Below are 17,825 nucleotides of genomic sequence, written 5' to 3' on the forward strand. Positions count from 1 at the left end.
TGCTGTGGTGCGTATCGACCCGATCATCCTCCGGGCCCGTCGCCTGCGGCCCCGGCGGATTCTGCCGCAGGCCGTGAGCCGGCGGGGCCGCCGGCTCTGGGCTGTGCTGCGCCGGCTGTGGCGCCGGTCGCTGCAGTTCCGGGTCGTCGGCATCACCCTGTCGCTGTCCGCGGCGCTCGTGCTGGCCTTCAGCTACACGGTCGCGTCGCTGATCAGCAACGGCGTGCTGCAGAACAAGATCGACCAGACCAAGATCCTGGTGGACAACGGCGCCGCCTATGCCACTCGGGAGCTCACCGGCTTCACGCAGCGCGACGACCCCGGCCTCCCGTCGGCGCTGAGCACCGTCGAGACACAGCTGTACGGCTCGATCGGCAACCAGGACTCCCAGGTCGTCATGCTGCGCCGCGGCGGGAGCCTGAAAGCCTTCTGGCCGCCCACGCCGCGCAACCCCAACGTCATGGACGACCCCCAGCTGCACGACCTGCGCAACCTGGTGGTGGGCGCCAAGTCCGGCACCTATCAGCAGATCGCGACGCTGGACATCAATAACGGGCCGCAGAAGTACCTCGTGATGGGCACGCCGGTCGCGGTCGGCGGCTATCCGATCGAGCTGTACTACATCATTCCGCTGCACGCCGAGGACGAGCTCGTGCAGTTCACCGGCGCGGTGGTCACCGGCACCGGCATCGCGCTCGTCGCGCTGCTGGCCCTGATCGCGGCGATGATGACCCGCCTGGTGGTGACGCCGGTCCGGGTGGCGGCGCGCACCGCGCAGCGGCTCTCGGCCGGCCTGCTCGACCAGCGCATGGTGGTGCGGGGCGAGGACGACCTGGCGCGGCTCGCCGCCGCGTTCAACCAGATGGCCGCCAACCTGCAGCGCCAGATCGTGCGGCTCGAGGAGATGTCCCGCCTGCAGCGGCGGTTCACCTCCGACGTCTCGCACGAGCTGCGCACCCCGCTGACGACCGTGCGGATGGCCGCCGACCTGCTGTTCGCCTCCCGCGAAGACTTCGACCCGGCCGCCGCGCGCAGCGCCGAGCTGCTGCAGGCCGAGCTCGACCGGTTCGAGAGCCTGTTGACCGACCTGCTGGAGATCAGCCGGTTCGACGCCGGGTTCGCCGCGCTCGACGCCGAGCCGACCGACCTCGTGCCGGTGGTCCGCCGCGTCACCGACCAGCTCGGCTCGCTCGCCGAGCGGTGCAAGGTGGCGCTCCAGGTCGTGGTGCCGGACGGCGAGGTCATCGCCGAGGTCGACCCCCGCCGGGTGGAGCGGGTGCTGCGTAACCTCGTGGGCAATGCCGTCGAGCACGGCGAGGGCAAGCCCGTGATCGTCACGCTCGCCGTGGACAGTGCGGCGGTCGCGGTGACCGTTCGCGACCACGGTGTCGGGCTCAAGCCGGGGGAGGAGAAGCTGGTGTTCAACCGGTTCTGGCGCGCCGACCCGTCGCGCGCCCGGCAGACCGGTGGCACCGGCCTCGGCCTGTCGATCAGCCTGGAGGACGCCCGCCTGCACGGCGGCTGGCTCGAGGCCTGGGGAGCACCCGGCAAGGGCGCCCAGTTCCGCCTGACCCTGCCCGCGCGCGGCGGCGACCGGCTCGTCTCCTCGCCACTGCGCCTGGTCCCCGACGACGCCCGCGCCGACGAGGCCGCACTGATCGGCGAGATGCCATGATCCGACGCAACGCCGGTGCGTGGGCAGTGCTGCGCCCGCGGTCCGCAGCCCCTTCGCGCCGGCCCTGGACGCCGCCGTTACCGCCGCGCCCCCGGGACGCCGCCCGCTCGTGGTGGTCGGCCAGCCGGGCCGCGCTCCTGGTCGTGGTCGGCGCGCTGCTCGTGCTCGAGGGGTGCGGGCTGCCGACGCAGACGGGGCCGAAGTACGTGGGGCCGGCCCAGAGCGCCGCCCCGGTGCCGGTGGTGACGAAGCCAAGCGGCCCCGACGACGCGGCGACGGCGTCCGATCTGATCAGCAAGTTCCTCCAGGCCTCGGTCGGTGCCAACCTCGACGACCCCGACGCACAGAGCACCGAGAACCTCGACCGGCTGCGGAAGTTCATGTCCAGCACGGCGCCGCCGCCGTGGCATCCGAGCGGCGACCTCTTCGTCATCCGCAACGCGGAGATCAAGCAGGAGACGGCCGAGAACGGGAAGTACAAGGTCACCGTCGACGTCAACCCGATCGGCACGCTGGGCAAGAACGGCAGCTTCACCGCGCGGCTCGACCCGCAGCCGTATACGGCCGAGTTCACGGTCGGCGTCACGTCCAACGGAAGCCTCCGCATCGAGGGCATGGACACCACGACCGCCGGCATGCTGCTGCTCAGCGAGACCGGGTTCAAGACCTGGTACGACTGGAACCCGATCTACTTCTGGGAGACCGGCTCCGGCGGGAACGGCTCCGGCGGGAAGCTCGTGCCCGACATGCGCTACATGCCGAAGACGCTGTCGCCGCCCAGGCGCGTGCAGGAGGTGCTGGGCTGGCTCCAGCGCGGGGCGAGCCCGTGGCTGACCAACGTCGTGGAGCCGTGGCAGTCCGACGTCACGCCCCAGGACAACCCCCTGGTCGACGACGACTCCGGTAACGTCCACATCAACCTGGGCGGCAAGGCGGCGGGCAACAAGAACCTGTCCCGGCTGGCCCGGCAGATCCGATGGTCGCTGCGCGGGCATCCCTATGTGTATCTGACGGTCGAGAACCAGAACCAGGCAAACCCGCCGGACTCCGTGACCGGGTTCGAGGGGGACAACGCGGCGGCCCTGCAGGTGGCCGCGCGCACTACGCCGGACAAGTTCTACGTCGCTGGCGGCACGGTCCACGCGGTCGTCGGCGACACTCCGCTTTTCGCCCCCGGCAACGCCAACACGCAGGTCCTGTCGGCTGCGATCGACCGCCACCTCACCCGGGCCGCGCTCGTGCGCCCGGACAACAACAAGACCAAGCCCCAGCAGAAGCTCTGGGTCAGCTCGCCCGACCTGCCGCCGGCCAATCCACCGGCGTACAACGACACTGGCGTGCACGGCAAGGAACTGAGCCGTCCGGCGTGGATGACATACCCGGCGCGGCGGCTGCTGGTGCTCGCGGACAACCAGCTCATGGTCAGCACCGACGACAAGGCCTTGACGTTCGAGCCGGTCAACGTCGGGCAGGGCCTCCAGGCCATGAAGATCACCGCCTTCGCGGTCGCGCCCGAGGGCCACCGCATCGCCTTCATCGCCAACGGCCAGCTCATGGTGGCCGGGCTGCAGCTGTCGGACAATGGCCGAACGCTCAACGTCGCCCCCACGCCGCAGCCGATCGCCACGCTGCTCGGCAGCAACGAGGGCGTCGCCTGGTTGACCGAGACGGTGCTGGTGGTCGGCGGCAAGCCGACGGAGCAGCCGCCCTACCCGGAGAAGGCGTACTCGGCCGTCGCCATCACCCTCGACGGCGCCGACAAGAACCCGCTCCCGGTCGGCGTCCTGCGCGAACCCTCGCAGGTGGATGTGACCGGCGTGGTGGCCGACTACGGCAGCCCGCTCGACTCGCGCACGCAGTCGTGGTCCGACATGCCGGTCTCGGTCGTGGTCGACGTAAACGGCCAGGCGCACGAGATCTTCCGCGACACGATCGGCCAGCTGAAGGTGCCGCTCGCGTCGCCGTCCGCCGCGCCGGTCAACCCGACGGCCCCGTTCTACCGCGACTGACCCAGTGCCGCCCGCGCCCCGGCACCGACCGCCCGGCTCGTCGTCGCGCGGCGCACCGCCCGGCCGCGGCCCAGGCCGGCGCGGCAGCGACCCGCGAGCGGCCGATCCCGCGGTCGGGCGTGGCGCGGTCGGGGGCGCTGGTCCCGTGGTCGGGCGTTGCGCGGTCGGGGCGCTGGTCCCGTGGTCGGGCGTGGCGCGGTCGGGAGCGCTGGTCCCGTGGTCGGGCGTGGCGCGGTCCGGGGCGTCGGTCCCGTGGTCGGGCGTGGCGCGGTCCGGGGCGCTGACCCCGTGGTCGGGCGTGGCGCGGTCCGGAGCGCTGGTCCCGCGGTCGGGCGTGGCGCGGACCGAGGCGTTTGATCCCGCGGTCGGTGGTGATGCAGTGTCCGGCGCCGGCCGCCGTGCGAGTTGGGGCGGCGCAGCGCGCGACGCCGGTCTCGCGGTCGGGGGCGGCGAGCGGCGCGGTCCGCGTCCCGAGCCCGGGCGCCGGGGTGACGGTGCACTGGATGGTCGGGCGCCGGTGAAGGGACTGGGCGGCTGGATCGGCGGGGTGTTCGAAGGGCTCGTCGACCTGGTGCTGCCGGCGACCTGTGCCGGGTGCGACGAGCCGTCCGCGCGGGCGCTGTGTGAGGCGTGCCGGGTTGCGCTCGCGGAGGCGCTACCGCAGCGTACGCGGCCCGATCCGGAGCCGGTAGGGCTGCCGCCGACGTACGCGCTGGCCGCCTATGCGGGGGCCCTGCGGCGGGCGATCGTGCAGTACAAGGAAGAGAACCGGCACGAGCTGACCGGGGCGCTCGGCGGGCTGCTCGCCCGGGTCGTGCGCCGCGCGGTGCCGGGAGGGGCGGTGGTGCTGGTGCCGGTGCCGGCGACCGCGGCGGCGGTGCGGCGGCGTCATGGGGATCACATGCTTCGGCTCGCGCGCGCTGCGGCCCGCGCGCTGCCCGGTGCGGCGATCGCCCGGCCGCTGCGGGCACTGCCGAAGGCGGACGACTCCGCCGAGCTGTCGGCCGTCCAGCGGGCCCGTGCGGCCCGGCACGCGTTCGCGGTGCGACCCGGGCCGGCGGCGGCGCTGAGGGCCCGTCTGGAGCGCGGCGGGGCCGCCGTGGTGCTCCTCGACGACATCGTCACCACCGGGGTCACCCTGGCCGCCGCGGCCGATCGGCTGGCGGCTGCGGGGATCGTCGTGCATCGGACCGCGGTGCTCGCCGCCACGCAGCGGCGCCGGGTGCCCGAGGCAGCCACGCAGCGGCGCCGGGTGCCCGAGGCGGCCATGCAGCGGCGCCGGGTGCCCGAGGCGGCCACGCAGCGGCGCCGGGTGCCCTAGAGGGGCGAGCGGGATGCCGAGCCCGCCGGGTATCGAACGCGGCGGGCGCGCTGACGTCCCATGAGGCGGGAATCTGCGCTGTGGTTTGAGCGAGTCGAGGGTGGGAACCGTAGGAGCTTCCAGGGTGAGGGAGCTACGTAACGTCAGCGCGGGAACACGCGATTTACCCGATTTGTACCGAAAGTAACTTCACGCACTGCGTGGGGTAATCCCTCGGGAGGGTTTCGGCGTGGGAACTGATCGTTCTTCTGAACCAGGGGTGACTAGCGGCTGTCATCGGTTTAACGTCGAGAGACGACCAACGCTCGCCCGGCGCCGCTCTCGAGTGAACCGTGGCGAGGAGGCCGCGAAGGGAGGACCTGACACCCGCTGTTTCGGTCGCGTGCCGCGTGGGCTGAGCCTCTGGGGAGGCGCGTTCCGGCCGAGTCAATACCGAAACCCGAACCCGTTTCTCTGGAAGAACCCGTGGGGGAGGTCAGGAGTGGACATCGTCGTCAAGGGCCGCAACGTCGAGGTGCCCGACCATTACCGGCAGCACGTCGCTGACAAGCTGCAGAAGGTCGAGCGATACGACCACAAGCTCATCCGCGTCGACGTCGAGCTGTTTCACGAGCGCAATCCGCGCCAATCCGATCACTGTCAGCGTGTCGAGATCACGTGCTACTCGCGTGGTCCGGTGATCCGGGCGGAGGCCTGCGCCGCCGACTTTTACAGCGCTTTGGACGTCGCGATCGGCAAGCTCGACAGCCGGCTCAGCCGTGCCGCCGATCGCAGACGGGTTCATCGGGGCCGGCACGCGCCGGTCTCCGTCGCCGCGGCGACCGCGTCACTCGCATTCACGCCACCCGAGCGGTACAACGCCACAGCACTCGCAACGAAGACCGAGACCGCGCCGACCGGGCGCACCGGCGAGGCGTTCGACCTCGTCGACGAGGCCGACGACCAGCCCTGGCACATCGTGCGCGAGAAGGAGCACCCGGGCGAGCCGATGACCGTGGACGATGCGCTCTTCCACATGGAGATGCTCGGCCACGACTTTTACCTGTTCAACGACAAAGAGTCCGGGCGACCGAGCGTGGTCTACCGCCGCCGTGCGTATGACTACGGCGTCATGAGCCTGGGGATGTAAACACAGATTCAGGTTCGCTCGGAGGCGGGCCCGGTGCCGTGGGCCCGCCCCCCGAGCGAGCATGTCAGCGGCTGGGCGACTGCAGGAACAGGTCCCTGGCGAGCACCGCCGTGTCCGCGTAATCGGCGAAGAGGCCGTCGAGGCCGGCCGCGAGGAAGATCCCGACCTCGTCGAGGATCTTGCCCCAGGCGTTCGGGTCGTCGCCCGTGCGCAGGTTCAAGGGCAGGAACTGGTTCTCGTTGCGGAACGTCCACGAGTGCACCTTGAGGCCGCGTACGTGCGCGTCGTGGATGAGCGCCGTCGGCTGCAGCAGGTTGCCGGCCGCGTCCCGGGCGATAACCAGGTTCTTGGTGGCGCCGACGCCGTCGGTGAACGCCTTGAGGTAGTCCAGGCCGGCCGGGGTCGCGAGGTCCGCCCACGTGCGCGGGTCGCCGCTCGTCTTGAAGTCGAACGGCTGGCCGGCCGCGTCGAGCAGCACGACCGACGGGGTGTCGACGAGGCCGCGCAGCTTCTTGATGCTGGTCGGCTCGAACGACTGCAGGAACGCCGCCGCGTTGCGCCCGGCCAGGCCGTTGCGCTTGAGCACCTTGGCGACCAGCGGCTCGAGCTCCAGGCCGATGCCGCGGAAGTAGGTGGGGTGCTTCGTCTCGGGGTACACCCCGATGGTGCGCCCGACCCGGCGGCCCTGCTCGCGGGCGAGGTCGATGACCTCCTGGAAGGTCGGGATCTCGAACAGGCCGTTGTAGATGGCGTTGTGCGGGCGGACGGCGGGGAGGCGCTCGACCGCGCGCAGCGTCTTGAGCTCCGCGAGCGTGAAGTCCTCGGTGAACCAGCCGGTGACGGAGACGCCGTCGACGACCTTGGTGGTCTTGCGCGAGGCGAACTGCGGCTTCGTCGAGACGTCGGTGGTGCCGCCGATCTCGTTCTCGTGCCGCGCGACGAGCTGGCCGTCCTTGGTCGGCACCAGGTCGGGCTCGATGAAGTCGGCGCCGAGCTCGATGGCGAGCGTGTACGAGGCGAGCGTGTGCTCGGGCCGGTGGCCGCTCGCGCCGCGGTGCCCGATGACGAGCGGGCGAGCCGGGCGGTGCCGGTCCTTGTCGGAGTCGTGGGCGTAGGCGGCGGCGGGGCTCACAAGGGCTGCGGGCAGGACGGCCGCGCCAGCGGCCACGCCCATGCCGGAAATCACTGCACGACGACGCATGGGCCATACGTAAGTTGGCCCATCGCAACGTCACATGACGCTCAGGTGGCCGCCGAGCGCAGTTTGGCGGGCGCAACGTCGTCGATCCCTCCGCCTACGCAGGACGGACCTTCGCGAACGAGACGTTGTCGACGCGGGTGCCGTCCGGACCCGGCAGCCGAGACTCCTGGACGGCCTCGCGCGTGTACCCGGCGGCCTCGAGCACGCGCTGGGAGGCGATGTTGTCCACGGCGGTACCGGCGATCATGCGCGCCATGCCGATCTCGAACCCCCAGTCGGTCACCAGGCGGGCGGCCCGCGCGGCGTACCCGTGCCCGCGCGCCTCCGGCGTCAGGCTGTAGCCGATCATGGCCTCGCGCAGCACCGGCTCGGCGTAGTAGACCGCGATCTCGCCGAGGTATGCGTCGTCCTCCGCCCGCCGGATCGTCATCTCGGCCCGCACCCCGGCCAGCCACTTTGAGGCCGACTCGGCGCAGTTGCGCGCGATGACGGCGGGGTCGATGGGCGTGCCCACCACCGAGCGCCCGCTCACTTCGGGCAGGATCCGCATGTTGTACGTCACGAGGCTGTCCTCCTCGCCCAATGGCCGAAGGACCACGACGCCGTCGGTGAGCCGGCCGCCCGGCAGGTCGGGCAGCGCCCGCGGGCTCGGCCCGAGCGGGTCGTCGGCGAGCCGCGCCCAGACGACCGTGTCGTATCGGCTGCCGTCCCGCCAGCGCGACCCGCCGCGCGCGATGCCCTCGCGGGTGAACCCCGCCGCGATCGCCACCCGCTGGCTCGCGACATTGCTCAGTGCCGTCTGGAGGTACAAACGCTGGAAGTTGCTCTTGAAAAGCTCGGCGCTGAGCACCTCCAGCGCCGTGGTGGCCACCCGCCGCCCGCGAGCGGCCGGCATGACCCAGTAGCCGACCTCGGCGGTGGCGTCGCGGCCGGGCGTCCAGCCGGTGGCGCCGAGGACCTCACCGGTGTTCTCGTCGACGACGGCGCGCTCGTTGCCGCCACGCCCGATGTACGTCAACGCGTCCGAGTGCGTGTACGGGGCCGGCAGCAGCGGGAGGTACCGCTGCGTCAATGGATCATTGCAGGCCGTGACGATGGCGTCGGCGTCCCCGTCCCGCCACGGTCGCAAGGCTATGTTCATCACAGGTCTCCCGGCAGCAGGGTCGCGATCCAGCCGTCGAGGCGTTGGCCGCGCTGCACGCAGCTGTCGCGCTGCACGCCCTCCACGACGAAGCCGACCTTTTCGGCCACTCGGCGGGACGCATCGTTGCCGACATGGGCGCGCCAGACGATGCGGTCCAGTGCGAGTCGCTCGAAACCATATGCGCACGCGGCGCGGACCGCATCGCTGGTGTAGCCCTTGCCGCGGGTCCACGGCGCCGCCGAGAAGCCGACCTCGGCGCTGGCCGGGTCGGTCGGGCTGATGCGCAGGTCGACCGTGCCGGCAAACCGGTCGTCGGCGTCGGCGAACGCGAAGCCGGCGCCGGTGCCGCGCAGCCACATGGTGGGATAGGTGACACGGATGAAGTCCAGGCCCTGCTCCGGGCGGTAGTCGAGCGGGATCGACGTCCACTGCACGGTGCCGGGGTCGCGAAACGTGGCCACGACGTCGTCCAGGTCGCCCAGGCGCAGGGCCCGCAGCGTGCACGCGCCCGCCGGGAGGCGCTCGGGCGGATTGCTGAACGCGCGGGCGCGGCGTGCGCCGGGGCCGCCGGGCGCCACCCACGCCGGCGGGGTGTCGCAGACCTCGCCGGGTAGCAGCACGCCGTGCCAGCAGTCGGTGAAACCGCCGGCCTTCGCGGGCAGCCCGGCGCGGATCACGCCGTCGAACGTGAACCCGATCCGCTCCGCGCTGAGCTTCGACGCGTGGTTGCCGACCTCGGCGCGCCAGATCAGCCGGCGCAGCCCGAGCACCTCGAAGGCCCAGTGCGCCACCGCCCGGCCGGAGCGCTCGGCGACCCGCCGGCCGCGGGCCCACGGCGCCACCCAGGTGCCCAGCTCCGCGTGGCGATTGGGCAGGTCGAGCGTGACCAGGCCGGCGGAGGCGAGCAGTTCACCCGAGCGGGCGTCGAAAACCCCCAGCGGTGCCGAGGTCTGCGCCGCCCACGCCGCGCGGGTGATCGCGCCCGTGTAATCCTCAGCGTGTTCGCGCAGGTAGGGCACCGGGACCATGGTCCAGCGCTGGATCAGGGGGTCCTGGCAGGCGCGGAACACGTCCTCGGCGTCGTCGGGCTGCCAGGCGCGCAGGACGAGTCCGTCGGTGGCGAGTTCGATCGGCTCCATGAACGCCGATCCTGCCGTATGGGTCCGCGTCGGGAGACGGATATTTTCGCGGTACGCCGGGTGATTTGTCCATATTTTGTCCACGATGTCCGTAGAGTGGGCGGGCGGGGGCGGCAGGTCGCCGGAAAAGCCGCCTACGATGGGTCGCAGACGTTTGAGGGAGCGCTGACCCGTGTCGATTTTCGAGAAGATCCTCCGCGCCGGCGAGGGCCGGATGCTACGCAAGTTGAAGGCCGTCGCCGACGCCGTCAACTCGCTGGAGGAGGAGTATGCCGACCTGACCGACGAAGAGCTCGCCGGCATGACGGAACAGTTCAAGGAACGGCTCGCCGACGGTCAGACGCTGGACGACATCCTGCCGGAGGCGTTCGCGGTCGCCCGCGAGGCCGCCTCCCGGGTGCTCGGGCAGCGACACTACGACGTGCAGATCATGGGCGGCGCGGCCCTGCACTACGGCAACATCGCCGAGATGAAGACCGGTGAGGGCAAGACCCTCACCTGCGTGCTCCCGGCGTACCTCAACGCGCTGTCCGGCAAGGGTGTGCACGTCGTCACCACCAACGACTACCTCGCGCGCCGCGACGCCGAGTGGATGGGCCGGATCCACCGCTTCCTCGGGCTCACCGTCGGTGTGGTCGGCCCCAACGAGCCCTCCTCCGTGCACCGCGCCGCCTATGAGTGCGACATCACCTACGGCACCAACAACGAGTTCGGCTTCGACTACCTGCGCGACAACATGGCCTGGTCGCGCGACGAGCTTGTGCAGCGGGGCCACAACTTCGCGATCGTCGACGAGGTCGACTCGATCCTCATCGACGAGGCCCGCACGCCGCTGATCATCGCCGGCCCGGCCGAGCAGTCCGCCCGGTGGTATCAGGAGTTCGCCCGGGTCGTGAACCGGTTGAAGCGCGGCAAGGAGGGCGAGGCCGACTACGACGTCGACGAGTCCAAGCGCACCATCTCGGTCACCGAGCGCGGCGTGTCCAAGGTCGAGGACCAGCTGGGCATCGACAACCTGTACGAGTCGGTGAACACGCCGCTGGTCGGCTACCTCAACAACGCGATCAAGGCCAAGGAGCTGTACAAGCGCGACAAGGACTACGTCGTCAACGACGGCGAGGTCCTCATCGTCGACGAGTTCACCGGCCGCATCCTGCACGGCCGGCGGTACAACGAAGGCATGCACCAGGCCATCGAGGCCAAAGAGGGCGTCGAGATCAAGCAGGAGAACCAGACGCTCGCGTCGATCACCCTGCAGAACTTCTTCCGGCTGTACTCCAAGCTGTCCGGCATGACCGGCACGGCGCAGACCGAGGCCGCCGAGTTCAACAAGGTCTACAACGTGGGCGTGGTGTCCATCCCGACCCACCGCTCGATGATCCGCCTCGACCACCCGGACGTCATCTACAAGACCGAGAAGGCGAAGTACAACGCCGTCGTCGACGACATCGTCGAGCGGCACGCCCTCGGCCAGCCGATCCTTGTCGGCACCGTCTCCGTCGAGAAGTCCGAGCTGCTCTCCCAGCTGCTGCGCCGCCGCGGCGTCGCGCACGCCGTGCTCAACGCGAAGTTCCACGCCAAGGAGGCGGAGATCGTCGCGCAGGCCGGCCGCAAGGGCGCGGTCACGGTCGCCACCAACATGGCCGGCCGCGGCACCGACATCCTGCTCGGCGGCAACGCCGAGTATCTCGCCAACGCCGAGCTGCGCCAGCGCGGAGTCCTCGAGGAGGAGGACCCGGAGGGCTACGAGAAGGCCTTCGCGGAGATCCTGCCCGAGTTCGAGGCGCTGGTCGAGGCGGAGTCCGACGAGGTCACCGACGCCGGCGGCCTCTACGTGCTCGGCACCGAGCGGCACGAGTCGCGGCGTATCGACAACCAGCTGCGCGGCCGCTCCGGCCGGCAGGGCGACCCGGGCGAGTCCCGCTTCTACCTGTCGCTGCAGGACGAGCTCATGCGCCGCTTCCGGGCCAGCGCGGTCGAGGCCGTGATGGACCGCTTCAACATCCCCGAGGACGTGCCGATCGAGTCGAAGATGGTCACGCGCCAGATCAAGAGCGCGCAGACCCAGATCGAGGCGCAGAACGCGGAGATCCGCAAGAACGTCCTGAAGTACGACGAGGTCCTCAACAAGCAGCGCAAGGTCATCTACGCCGAGCGCAAGCGCGTCCTGGACGGCGAGGACCTCAGTGACCAGGTCCGCAACATGATCGACGGCGTCGTCGGCGCCTACGTCGTCGGCGCCACCTCCCTCGGCGAGACCTCGGAGGACTGGGACCTCGAGCAGCTGTGGACCAGCCTCAAGCAGCTCTACCCGGTCGGCATCACGATCGAGGACCTCGAGGAGGAGGCCGGCGGCCAGCTCGACCCCGAGTTCCTGCGCGTCCAGCTCATCGAGGACGCCCACGCCGCGTACGACCGCCGCGAGGAGGAGCTCGGCTCCGAGGCCGTCCGCGAGCTGGAGCGCCAGGTCCTGCTGAGCGTCATCGACCGCAAGTGGCGCGAGCACCTGTACGAGATGGACTACCTGCAGGAGGGCATCACCCTGCGGGCCTACGCGCAGCGCGACCCGGTGGTCGAGTACCAGCGCGAGGGCTTCGACATGTTCCAGCAGATGCAGGAGGGCATCAAGGAGGAGGCGGTCGGCTTCCTGTTCAACCTTGAGGTCCAGGTCGAGGAGGCACCGGCCCCGGTGCTCGTGGGCGAGGCCGACGACGAGGTCGACAGCGACGCCCTAGCGGTCCCCCTGCCCGAGCCGCACGTCGAGATCCGCGCGAAGGGCCTCGGCGGCAGCCGGGCACCGCGCGCCCTGCAGTACTCGGCCCCCACGATTGACGGCGCCGCCGGCGAGTCGGGCGTGGTCATCGAGCACGAGCAGGCCCCCGCGCTCGGCCTCGGCGCCAACGGCTCCACGGCCGGCCAGCGCGGCAACGGCCGCTCGGGCCCGGCCCTGCCGAACTCGGGCGCCCGCAAGTCGCCGGGCCAGGCAGTCTCGAGCAACGGCCCGTCCCGCAACGCCCCGTGCCCCTGCGGCTCGGGCAAGAAGTACAAGCGCTGCCACGGCGCCCCCGGCGGCCCGGCCTAACGAGCCACCGCAAGCACGCAGAGGGCGGGCCCCGTTTTCGACCGGGCGCCCGCCCTTTCTGTCCGCTGCCGACGTTTTCTCTCCGCGATCATGCAATAGCCCGGTTTGCCCCCGTCGTTTTTGCATGATCGCGGAGCGAAAACGCCCCTCGCCGCTGGTCGCGATGCCCTGGATGGCGCGGCCGCGAGCAACGGCGAACCAAGGTGGGGCCGGCCGAATCGCATTCGCGGCGAGTCGGGCATTCGGCCCGCGGCGGCCATTGCGAGCGGCGATGGGCCGAGCCAATCGACAGCAAGACCGAAGCCGGCGTGGGGCAGGCGAGGGCACTGCCGGGTGGCAGGCGGCACTGCCGGGTGGGCGGCGGCACTGCCGGGTGGCAGGCGGCGCGAGCGCGACACAGCGGCGTGAGGCGGCCGTCGCGGACCTCGGCCCCGGTAGGTCCGCGACGGCCGCGCTCGTGGTGGTGGGTTGGAGCCCGGTGCACCCGCTGCGTGAGATCGCGACCGAGCACACCGGGGCCTTGGCCGGTGGGGCGGCGGCCACCGCGCCCCGGCACGGTGTAGGGCGCGATGACCGCCATGGAGGGGCGTGGGTCCCGGCCCACCGAATCCGGGACCCGATCCCTCCGGAGCCGCCACCGCGCGCCGTCCCTCCCCGAGCGCGCTGCGGCGGATGTACGAGCCGGCGGCCGTCCCGCCCCGTGATCGGGACGGACGCCAGCGGCGAAATAGGTGAGTCGAGGGCCCCGTCCAGCCCCTGATCGGGACGGACGCAGGCGGCGAACTAAGTGAGCCGAGGGCCGTCCCGCCCCGTGATCGGGACGGCCGTCGGCGGCGGGTGGTGCGGGCGGCTACAGGACCTGGACCACGGTGCACATCCAGCCGAGTACGCCCACGCCGCGCCGGTTGGTGCGTTCCATACGGATCGCCATCGCCCACGTGGCGTCGCCGTGCTCGAGCACCACGGCGGCCTCGGCCACGCCCTCGACGGGCTCGGACAGCAGCAGGCGCCTCGCGCGGACGAGGTGGCCGTTGCGGGCGGCCTCGCCCGGGGCCATGCGGACGCGAACGGTCCGACGCACGATCTGGTCGCTGATTTCGCAGTAGCGCTGCGGGTGGGTCATCGGCCGGAGCTGGTTGGCCGGGCGGTACCCGTTGAGGATCTCCACGCACAGGCTCACGAACTTCTGGGCCGCGGTGTAGGCGCTCGAGCGGCCGGGCGGGGCGCCCCCTGGGCCAGGGCGCGAGCGCGGGTGCGGCGGTGGCGCGGTTGTGGCGCCCGGCGGCGGGGTGGGCCACTCCAGTGGGAGCTGGTCCATGGCCAGCGCCGGCTCCGGTGGCGGCTCCGCCGGCGGGTCCAGGGGTGGCGGCATGCGCAGCACGACCGCCGGGCCGGACGCCGCCCGGCGAGCCCGGGTGCCGCCGCGGCGTGAACGTCTCTCGCTGATCACCGTCATGGAGCTTGCCCCCCGATCCTTGCGTTTGCTTTCGTTTGCCTCCTCCATCGTTTGTATCGAGGGCGCGCGATGCCGTCAAGAAACCTGCGTTTGCTTACGTTGGCCTTCGACCGCTTCCGCGGCATTGGTCCGTTCGCGCACGACCGAGCGCCCCGACAGATCATCAGGACCCAAAAGAGAACGGGAAGGAGCAAGCAGAGAACGGGGAGAGCGGATCAGTCGAGGTCGGGCTCGTCGCGGTCGACCAGCGGGTTGCTGCGCACCCACTCCGCGGTCTCGGCGTACTTGCGCTCGATGTACTCCTCGAGCTTGCTCCGCTCGATGCGCCACTGGCCGCGCCCGCCCACCTTGATCGCGGGCAGTTCCCCGCTGCGCACCATGTGGTACACCTGCGAGGTCGACACGTTCAACTGCTCGGCGACGTCGGCCATGAGCAGGAATCGCGGCTCCATCGGCTCAGTTTGCCACCGTTCGCTTCCCACTGGTTACGACGGCGGCGCGCCACACCAATCTCCCCGACACGCCCAACATGCGTGTCGAAACCCGGGCCAGGGTGTAGTACAAGGAGCGTGACGACGGACCTCACGCGCGTGTACCTGCCCGCGACCCTCGCTCAGCTCGCCGTCCTGCGCGAGAGCGGGGAACTGCCGCAGCCGACCGAGGCGCACGCCGTCACGCCGGCGCTGCGCGAGTGGTACGCGGAGGGCGACGACGAGGAGCTCGAGTACGTCGCCTTCACCCGGGCCGCCCAGAGCGCCCTGCGCCTGCTGCGCCACGACGCGAAGGCGCCCCGCCGGCGGGTGGTCGTCTCCGCCGACCTGCCGGGCACGGTGCTGAAGATGACGGGCCTGGACCTGGGCTCGAGCGTGGTCGAGATCTCGGGCCGGATCGCGCTGCGCACGGTCGCGGCGATCCACGTCGACGGGCAGGCGGCCGAGGCCGACGTCGCGGCGGCCGCCGATGTCGTCGAGGAGGCCGAGGCCGGCGACCCCGACGCCCAGTTCACGGTCGACGGTGCCGAGGATCACGAGCTGGAGTGGTACGACCCGTCAGAGCTCGACCAACTCGTGGTCTAAGCGCGCTTGAGGGTGCGACCGACCAGGATCATCGCGACGAACGCGCCCGCGAACACCAGGATCAGGCCGTGGTTGACCTGCTCCGGCAGCCGGCTCGCGATGATCGCGGCGTCGAACTCGCTCTCCTTGGCCACCGCGTGGGACAGCGGCAGCCCGCCGATCCAGCCGAGCAGCGCGGCGCCGAGCGTGAGCAGCCCGGGCACGGCCCCGGCGAGCGGGTACGCCGGCCACGGCAGCGCGAGACCCGTGCGGCGCAGGTAGAGGAACGCCATGACGCCGGCGGCGAGGCCGCTCACGATCGACGTCGTCAGCTGCAGCCGGTAGGAGGCGTCGGCCATGCTGCCGACCGTCTCCTGGTTGCCGAAGAGGTCGACGAGGTCGTTCTGGAAGTACGCCACCAGCAGCCCGACGCCGGATGCCAGCACCCCGGCCGCGGCGCCCGCCGCGACGGCGCTGATCGGCCGCACCGCGGCGGCAAGGCCACCCAGCACGCCGGCGACCGCGACCGTTGCCGCGACGTAGGCGACGGACGGGCCCTTGTGGTACGCCGCGATCATGCCGCCCATCGCGAGCAGGCCCACGGGCAGGCCGCCGAGCCCGCCGTACAGCAGCCGGGAGCGCACGCCGGCGCCGGCGGCGAACCGGCCCACCGCCAGCACGCCGAGCGCCGCGGCGGCGATCAGCGTCGGGGTCAGCACGCCGGGGAGCACGAGCGCGGCGACGGCGGCGCCGGGCACGTGCCCGTACGCCGAGAAGAGCGTCAGGAACAGCAGCACCAGCGCGAACCCGGCCACGAAGACGGCCCGCGCAGGCCGCCAGGCATCCACGGTCGGCTCCGCCACCTCAGCACGCTTCGCACCCACGAGGAAGCAGCGTACGCGAGCCGCCGGACGGCCCCGCCGCCCGTGCGAGGATGGACTAAACCTCTCGCCAACGCTGCCGAGACGACGTGGGAGACCCTCATGGATGCCTTGCTCACCGTGCCCGAGCCCAACAACGAGCCCGTGCACGGATACGCCCCCGGAACCCCGGAACGGGCCACATTGCAGCGCCGCCTCGCGGAGCTGGCCGCCGAGCGGCACGACCTGACCATGACCATCGACGGCACCCGGCGGATGGCCGCGGGCGAGCCGATCGAGGTCGTCCAGCCGCACCGCCACAGCCAGGTGCTCGGCGTCACGCACAACGCGACCACCGCCGACGCGGCTGACGCCGTCAGGGCGGCGAAGCGCGCCGCGGCCGAGTGGCGGGACCTGCCCTACGCCGAGCGTGCCGCCGTCTTCCTGCGCGCCGCCGACCTGCTCTCCGGCCCGTGGCGCGACACGCTCAACGCCGCCACGATGCTCGGGCAGTCCAAGACCGCGACGCAGGCCGAGATCGACGCGGCCTGCGAGCTCATCGACTTCCTGCGCTTCAACGTCCACTTCGGCCGGCAGATCCTGGCCGACCAGCCGCGTTCGTCGGCCGGCGTGTGGAACCGCTTCGACCACCGGCCCCTGGAGGGCTTCGTCTACGCGATCACGCCGTTCAACTTCACCGCGATCGCCGGCAACCTGCCCTCCGCGCCCGCCCTCATGGGCAACACCGTCGTGTGGAAGCCGTCGCCGACGCAGCAGCTGGCCGCGCACTACACGATGCGGCTGTTCGAGGCGGCCGGCCTGCCCCCGGGCGTGATCAACCTGGTCACCGGCGACGGGCTGGCCGTGTCCGAGGTGGCGCTGGCCGACCCGGACCTGGCCGGCATCCACTTCACCGGCTCGACGGCGGTGTTCCGCACGCTCAACCGGACCGTCGCCGAGAACGTCTACCGCTCCTACCCGCGCGTGGTCGGCGAGACCGGCGGCAAGGACTTCGTGGTCGCGCACTCCTCGGCGGACCCGGCGGCGCTGGTCACCGCCCTGATCCGGGGCGCGTTCGAGTACCAGGGACAGAAATGCTCGGCGGCGTCGCGCGCCTATGTGCCGGCGAGCCTGTGGGCGAAGATCAAGGACGAGCTGGCCGGCATCGCCGACTCGCTCACCTACGGCGACGTCACCGACTTCACCAACTTCGGCGGCGCGGTCATCGACCGGCGCGCCTTCGACCGGCACGCCGCCGCGCTCGACCGGATCAAGAACTCGTCGTCGTGCACGGTCGTGGCCGGCGGCACCGCCGACGACACCGAGGGCTACTTCGTGCGGCCCACGATCGTCGAGTGCACCGACCCGGGCCACGAGGTGTTCACCACCGAGTACTTCGGGCCGATCCTCGCCGTGCACGTCTTCCCCGACGCCGACTTCGACGCCGTCGTCGCGCAGGCCGAGTCCGTCGCGCCCTATGCGCTGACCGGATCGGTGTTCGCCACCGACCGGGCGGTCATCGAGCGGGCCACGCACGCGCTGCGCTTCGCCGCCGGGAACTTCTACATCAACGACAAGCCCACCGGGGCCGTCGTCGGCCAGCAGCCCTTCGGCGGCGGGCGCGCGTCCGGGACCAACGACAAGGCCGGTTCCTGGCACAACCTGCTGCGCTGGACGTCACCGCGGACGATCAAGGAGACGTTCGTGCCGCCGACGGACCACCGCTACCCGCACATGGGCTAAAACCAAGGAAC

The 17,825-nt window shown here is 71.5% G+C and carries 12 protein-coding genes and 2 pseudogenes; 8 read left to right on the forward strand and 6 right to left on the reverse strand.

All coding sequences use genetic code 11. The annotated features are described in order from the left end of the window. The first annotated feature begins 7 nt into the window (after window positions 1-7). From mtrB to ABD901_RS59205, 5 genes and pseudogenes are all read left to right on the forward strand, one after another. Entirely contained in the window at window positions 8-1,675 is a 1,668-nt protein-coding gene (gene mtrB, locus ABD901_RS38345) for an MtrAB system histidine kinase MtrB (RefSeq protein WP_380137989.1), read from the forward strand. Continuing rightward, complete coding sequence (locus ABD901_RS38350) at window positions 1,672-3,684, forward strand: LpqB family beta-propeller domain-containing protein (protein WP_345134893.1); 2,013 nt, start codon at window positions 1,672-1,674, stop codon at window positions 3,682-3,684. The genes mtrB and ABD901_RS38350 overlap by 4 nt, the downstream gene beginning before the upstream one ends. 517 nt (window positions 3,685-4,201) lie before the next feature. Further along, window positions 4,202-5,005 (forward strand): ComF family protein, encoded by an 804-nt coding sequence (locus ABD901_RS38355; protein WP_345134895.1) that lies wholly within the window; start codon window positions 4,202-4,204, stop codon window positions 5,003-5,005. Window positions 5,006-5,486: 481 nt separating this feature from the next. Beyond that, window positions 5,487-5,838 (forward strand): annotated as a pseudogene (hpf, locus tag ABD901_RS59200) (ribosome hibernation-promoting factor, HPF/YfiA family); the annotation flags it as partial. 98 nt (window positions 5,839-5,936) lie between these two features. Further along, window positions 5,937-6,134: pseudogene (locus ABD901_RS59205) on the forward strand (sigma 54 modulation/S30EA ribosomal C-terminal domain-containing protein); the annotation flags it as partial. A 64-nt stretch (window positions 6,135-6,198) separates the two neighbouring features. On the opposite strand, the gene ABD901_RS38365 reads toward ABD901_RS59205, so the two are convergent. From ABD901_RS38365 to ABD901_RS38375, 3 genes are all read right to left on the reverse strand, one after another. Beyond that, window positions 6,199-7,335 (reverse strand): glycerophosphodiester phosphodiesterase, encoded by a 1,137-nt coding sequence (locus ABD901_RS38365; RefSeq protein ID WP_345134897.1) that lies wholly within the window; start codon window positions 7,333-7,335, stop codon window positions 6,199-6,201. Between the two features lie 94 nt (window positions 7,336-7,429). Beyond that, complete coding sequence (locus ABD901_RS38370; RefSeq protein ID WP_345134899.1) at window positions 7,430-8,476, reverse strand: GNAT family N-acetyltransferase; 1,047 nt, start codon at window positions 8,474-8,476, stop codon at window positions 7,430-7,432. Next, a complete protein-coding gene (locus tag ABD901_RS38375; protein WP_345134901.1) occupies window positions 8,476-9,618 on the reverse strand; it encodes a GNAT family N-acetyltransferase in 1,143 nt (380 codons plus the stop codon). Before ABD901_RS38375 ends, ABD901_RS38370 begins: the two co-directional genes overlap by 1 nt. 172 nt (window positions 9,619-9,790) lie before the next feature. Here ABD901_RS38375 and secA point away from each other — a divergent pair, with 172 nt between their 5' ends. Beyond that, window positions 9,791-12,700 (forward strand): preprotein translocase subunit SecA, encoded by a 2,910-nt coding sequence (secA, locus tag ABD901_RS38380; RefSeq protein WP_345134903.1) that lies wholly within the window; start codon window positions 9,791-9,793, stop codon window positions 12,698-12,700. A gap of 850 nt (window positions 12,701-13,550) precedes the next feature. On the opposite strand, the gene ABD901_RS38385 is transcribed toward secA, so the two are convergent. Together ABD901_RS38385 and ABD901_RS38390 are read right to left on the reverse strand one after the other, a co-directional pair. After that, a complete protein-coding gene (locus ABD901_RS38385; RefSeq protein WP_345134905.1) occupies window positions 13,551-14,150 on the reverse strand; it encodes an Rv3235 family protein in 600 nt (199 codons plus the stop codon). Between the two features lie 221 nt (window positions 14,151-14,371). Further along, window positions 14,372-14,608, reverse strand: a complete 237-nt coding sequence (locus ABD901_RS38390) for a helix-turn-helix domain-containing protein (protein ID WP_345134907.1) — start codon at window positions 14,606-14,608, stop codon at window positions 14,372-14,374. Between the two features lie 117 nt (window positions 14,609-14,725). Here ABD901_RS38390 and ABD901_RS38395 point away from each other — a divergent pair, with 117 nt between their 5' ends. Next, the gene (locus tag ABD901_RS38395; protein ID WP_345134909.1) at window positions 14,726-15,232 is read left to right on the forward strand and encodes a DUF6912 family protein; all 507 of its coding nucleotides are present in this window, start codon (window positions 14,726-14,728) and stop codon (window positions 15,230-15,232) included. On the opposite strand, the gene ABD901_RS38400 is transcribed toward ABD901_RS38395, so the two are convergent. Next, on the reverse strand, window positions 15,229-16,095 hold the full coding sequence (locus ABD901_RS38400; protein WP_345134911.1) for a hypothetical protein: 867 nt from the start codon (window positions 16,093-16,095) through the stop codon (window positions 15,229-15,231). The two genes, ABD901_RS38395 and ABD901_RS38400, sit on opposite strands and share 4 nt — an antisense overlap. A gap of 99 nt (window positions 16,096-16,194) precedes the next feature. Between ABD901_RS38400 and pruA the strand changes: the two genes are divergently transcribed. After that, window positions 16,195-17,814, forward strand: a complete 1,620-nt coding sequence (pruA, locus tag ABD901_RS38405) for an L-glutamate gamma-semialdehyde dehydrogenase (RefSeq protein ID WP_345134913.1) — start codon at window positions 16,195-16,197, stop codon at window positions 17,812-17,814. The last annotated feature ends 11 nt before the right edge of the window (window positions 17,815-17,825 follow it).

Origin of the sequence: Dactylosporangium darangshiense (assembly GCF_039537565.1) — a bacterium.
Classification (GTDB): domain Bacteria; phylum Actinomycetota; class Actinomycetes; order Mycobacteriales; family Micromonosporaceae; genus Dactylosporangium; species Dactylosporangium darangshiense.

Coding starts and splice junctions, on each gene's coding strand:
- ABD901_RS38350 (WP_345134893.1), top strand. CDS start 1,672: ATGATCCGACGCAACGCCGGTGCGTGGGCAGTGCTGCGCCCGCGGTCC.
- ABD901_RS38365 (WP_345134897.1), bottom strand. CDS start 7,335: ATGCGTCGTCGTGCAGTGATTTCCGGCATGGGCGTGGCCGCTGGCGCG.
- ABD901_RS38370 (WP_345134899.1), bottom strand. CDS start 8,476: ATGAACATAGCCTTGCGACCGTGGCGGGACGGGGACGCCGACGCCATC.
- ABD901_RS38375 (WP_345134901.1), bottom strand. CDS start 9,618: ATGGAGCCGATCGAACTCGCCACCGACGGACTCGTCCTGCGCGCCTGG.
- ABD901_RS38390 (WP_345134907.1), bottom strand. CDS start 14,608: ATGGAGCCGCGATTCCTGCTCATGGCCGACGTCGCCGAGCAGTTGAAC.
- pruA (WP_345134913.1), top strand. CDS start 16,195: ATGGATGCCTTGCTCACCGTGCCCGAGCCCAACAACGAGCCCGTGCAC.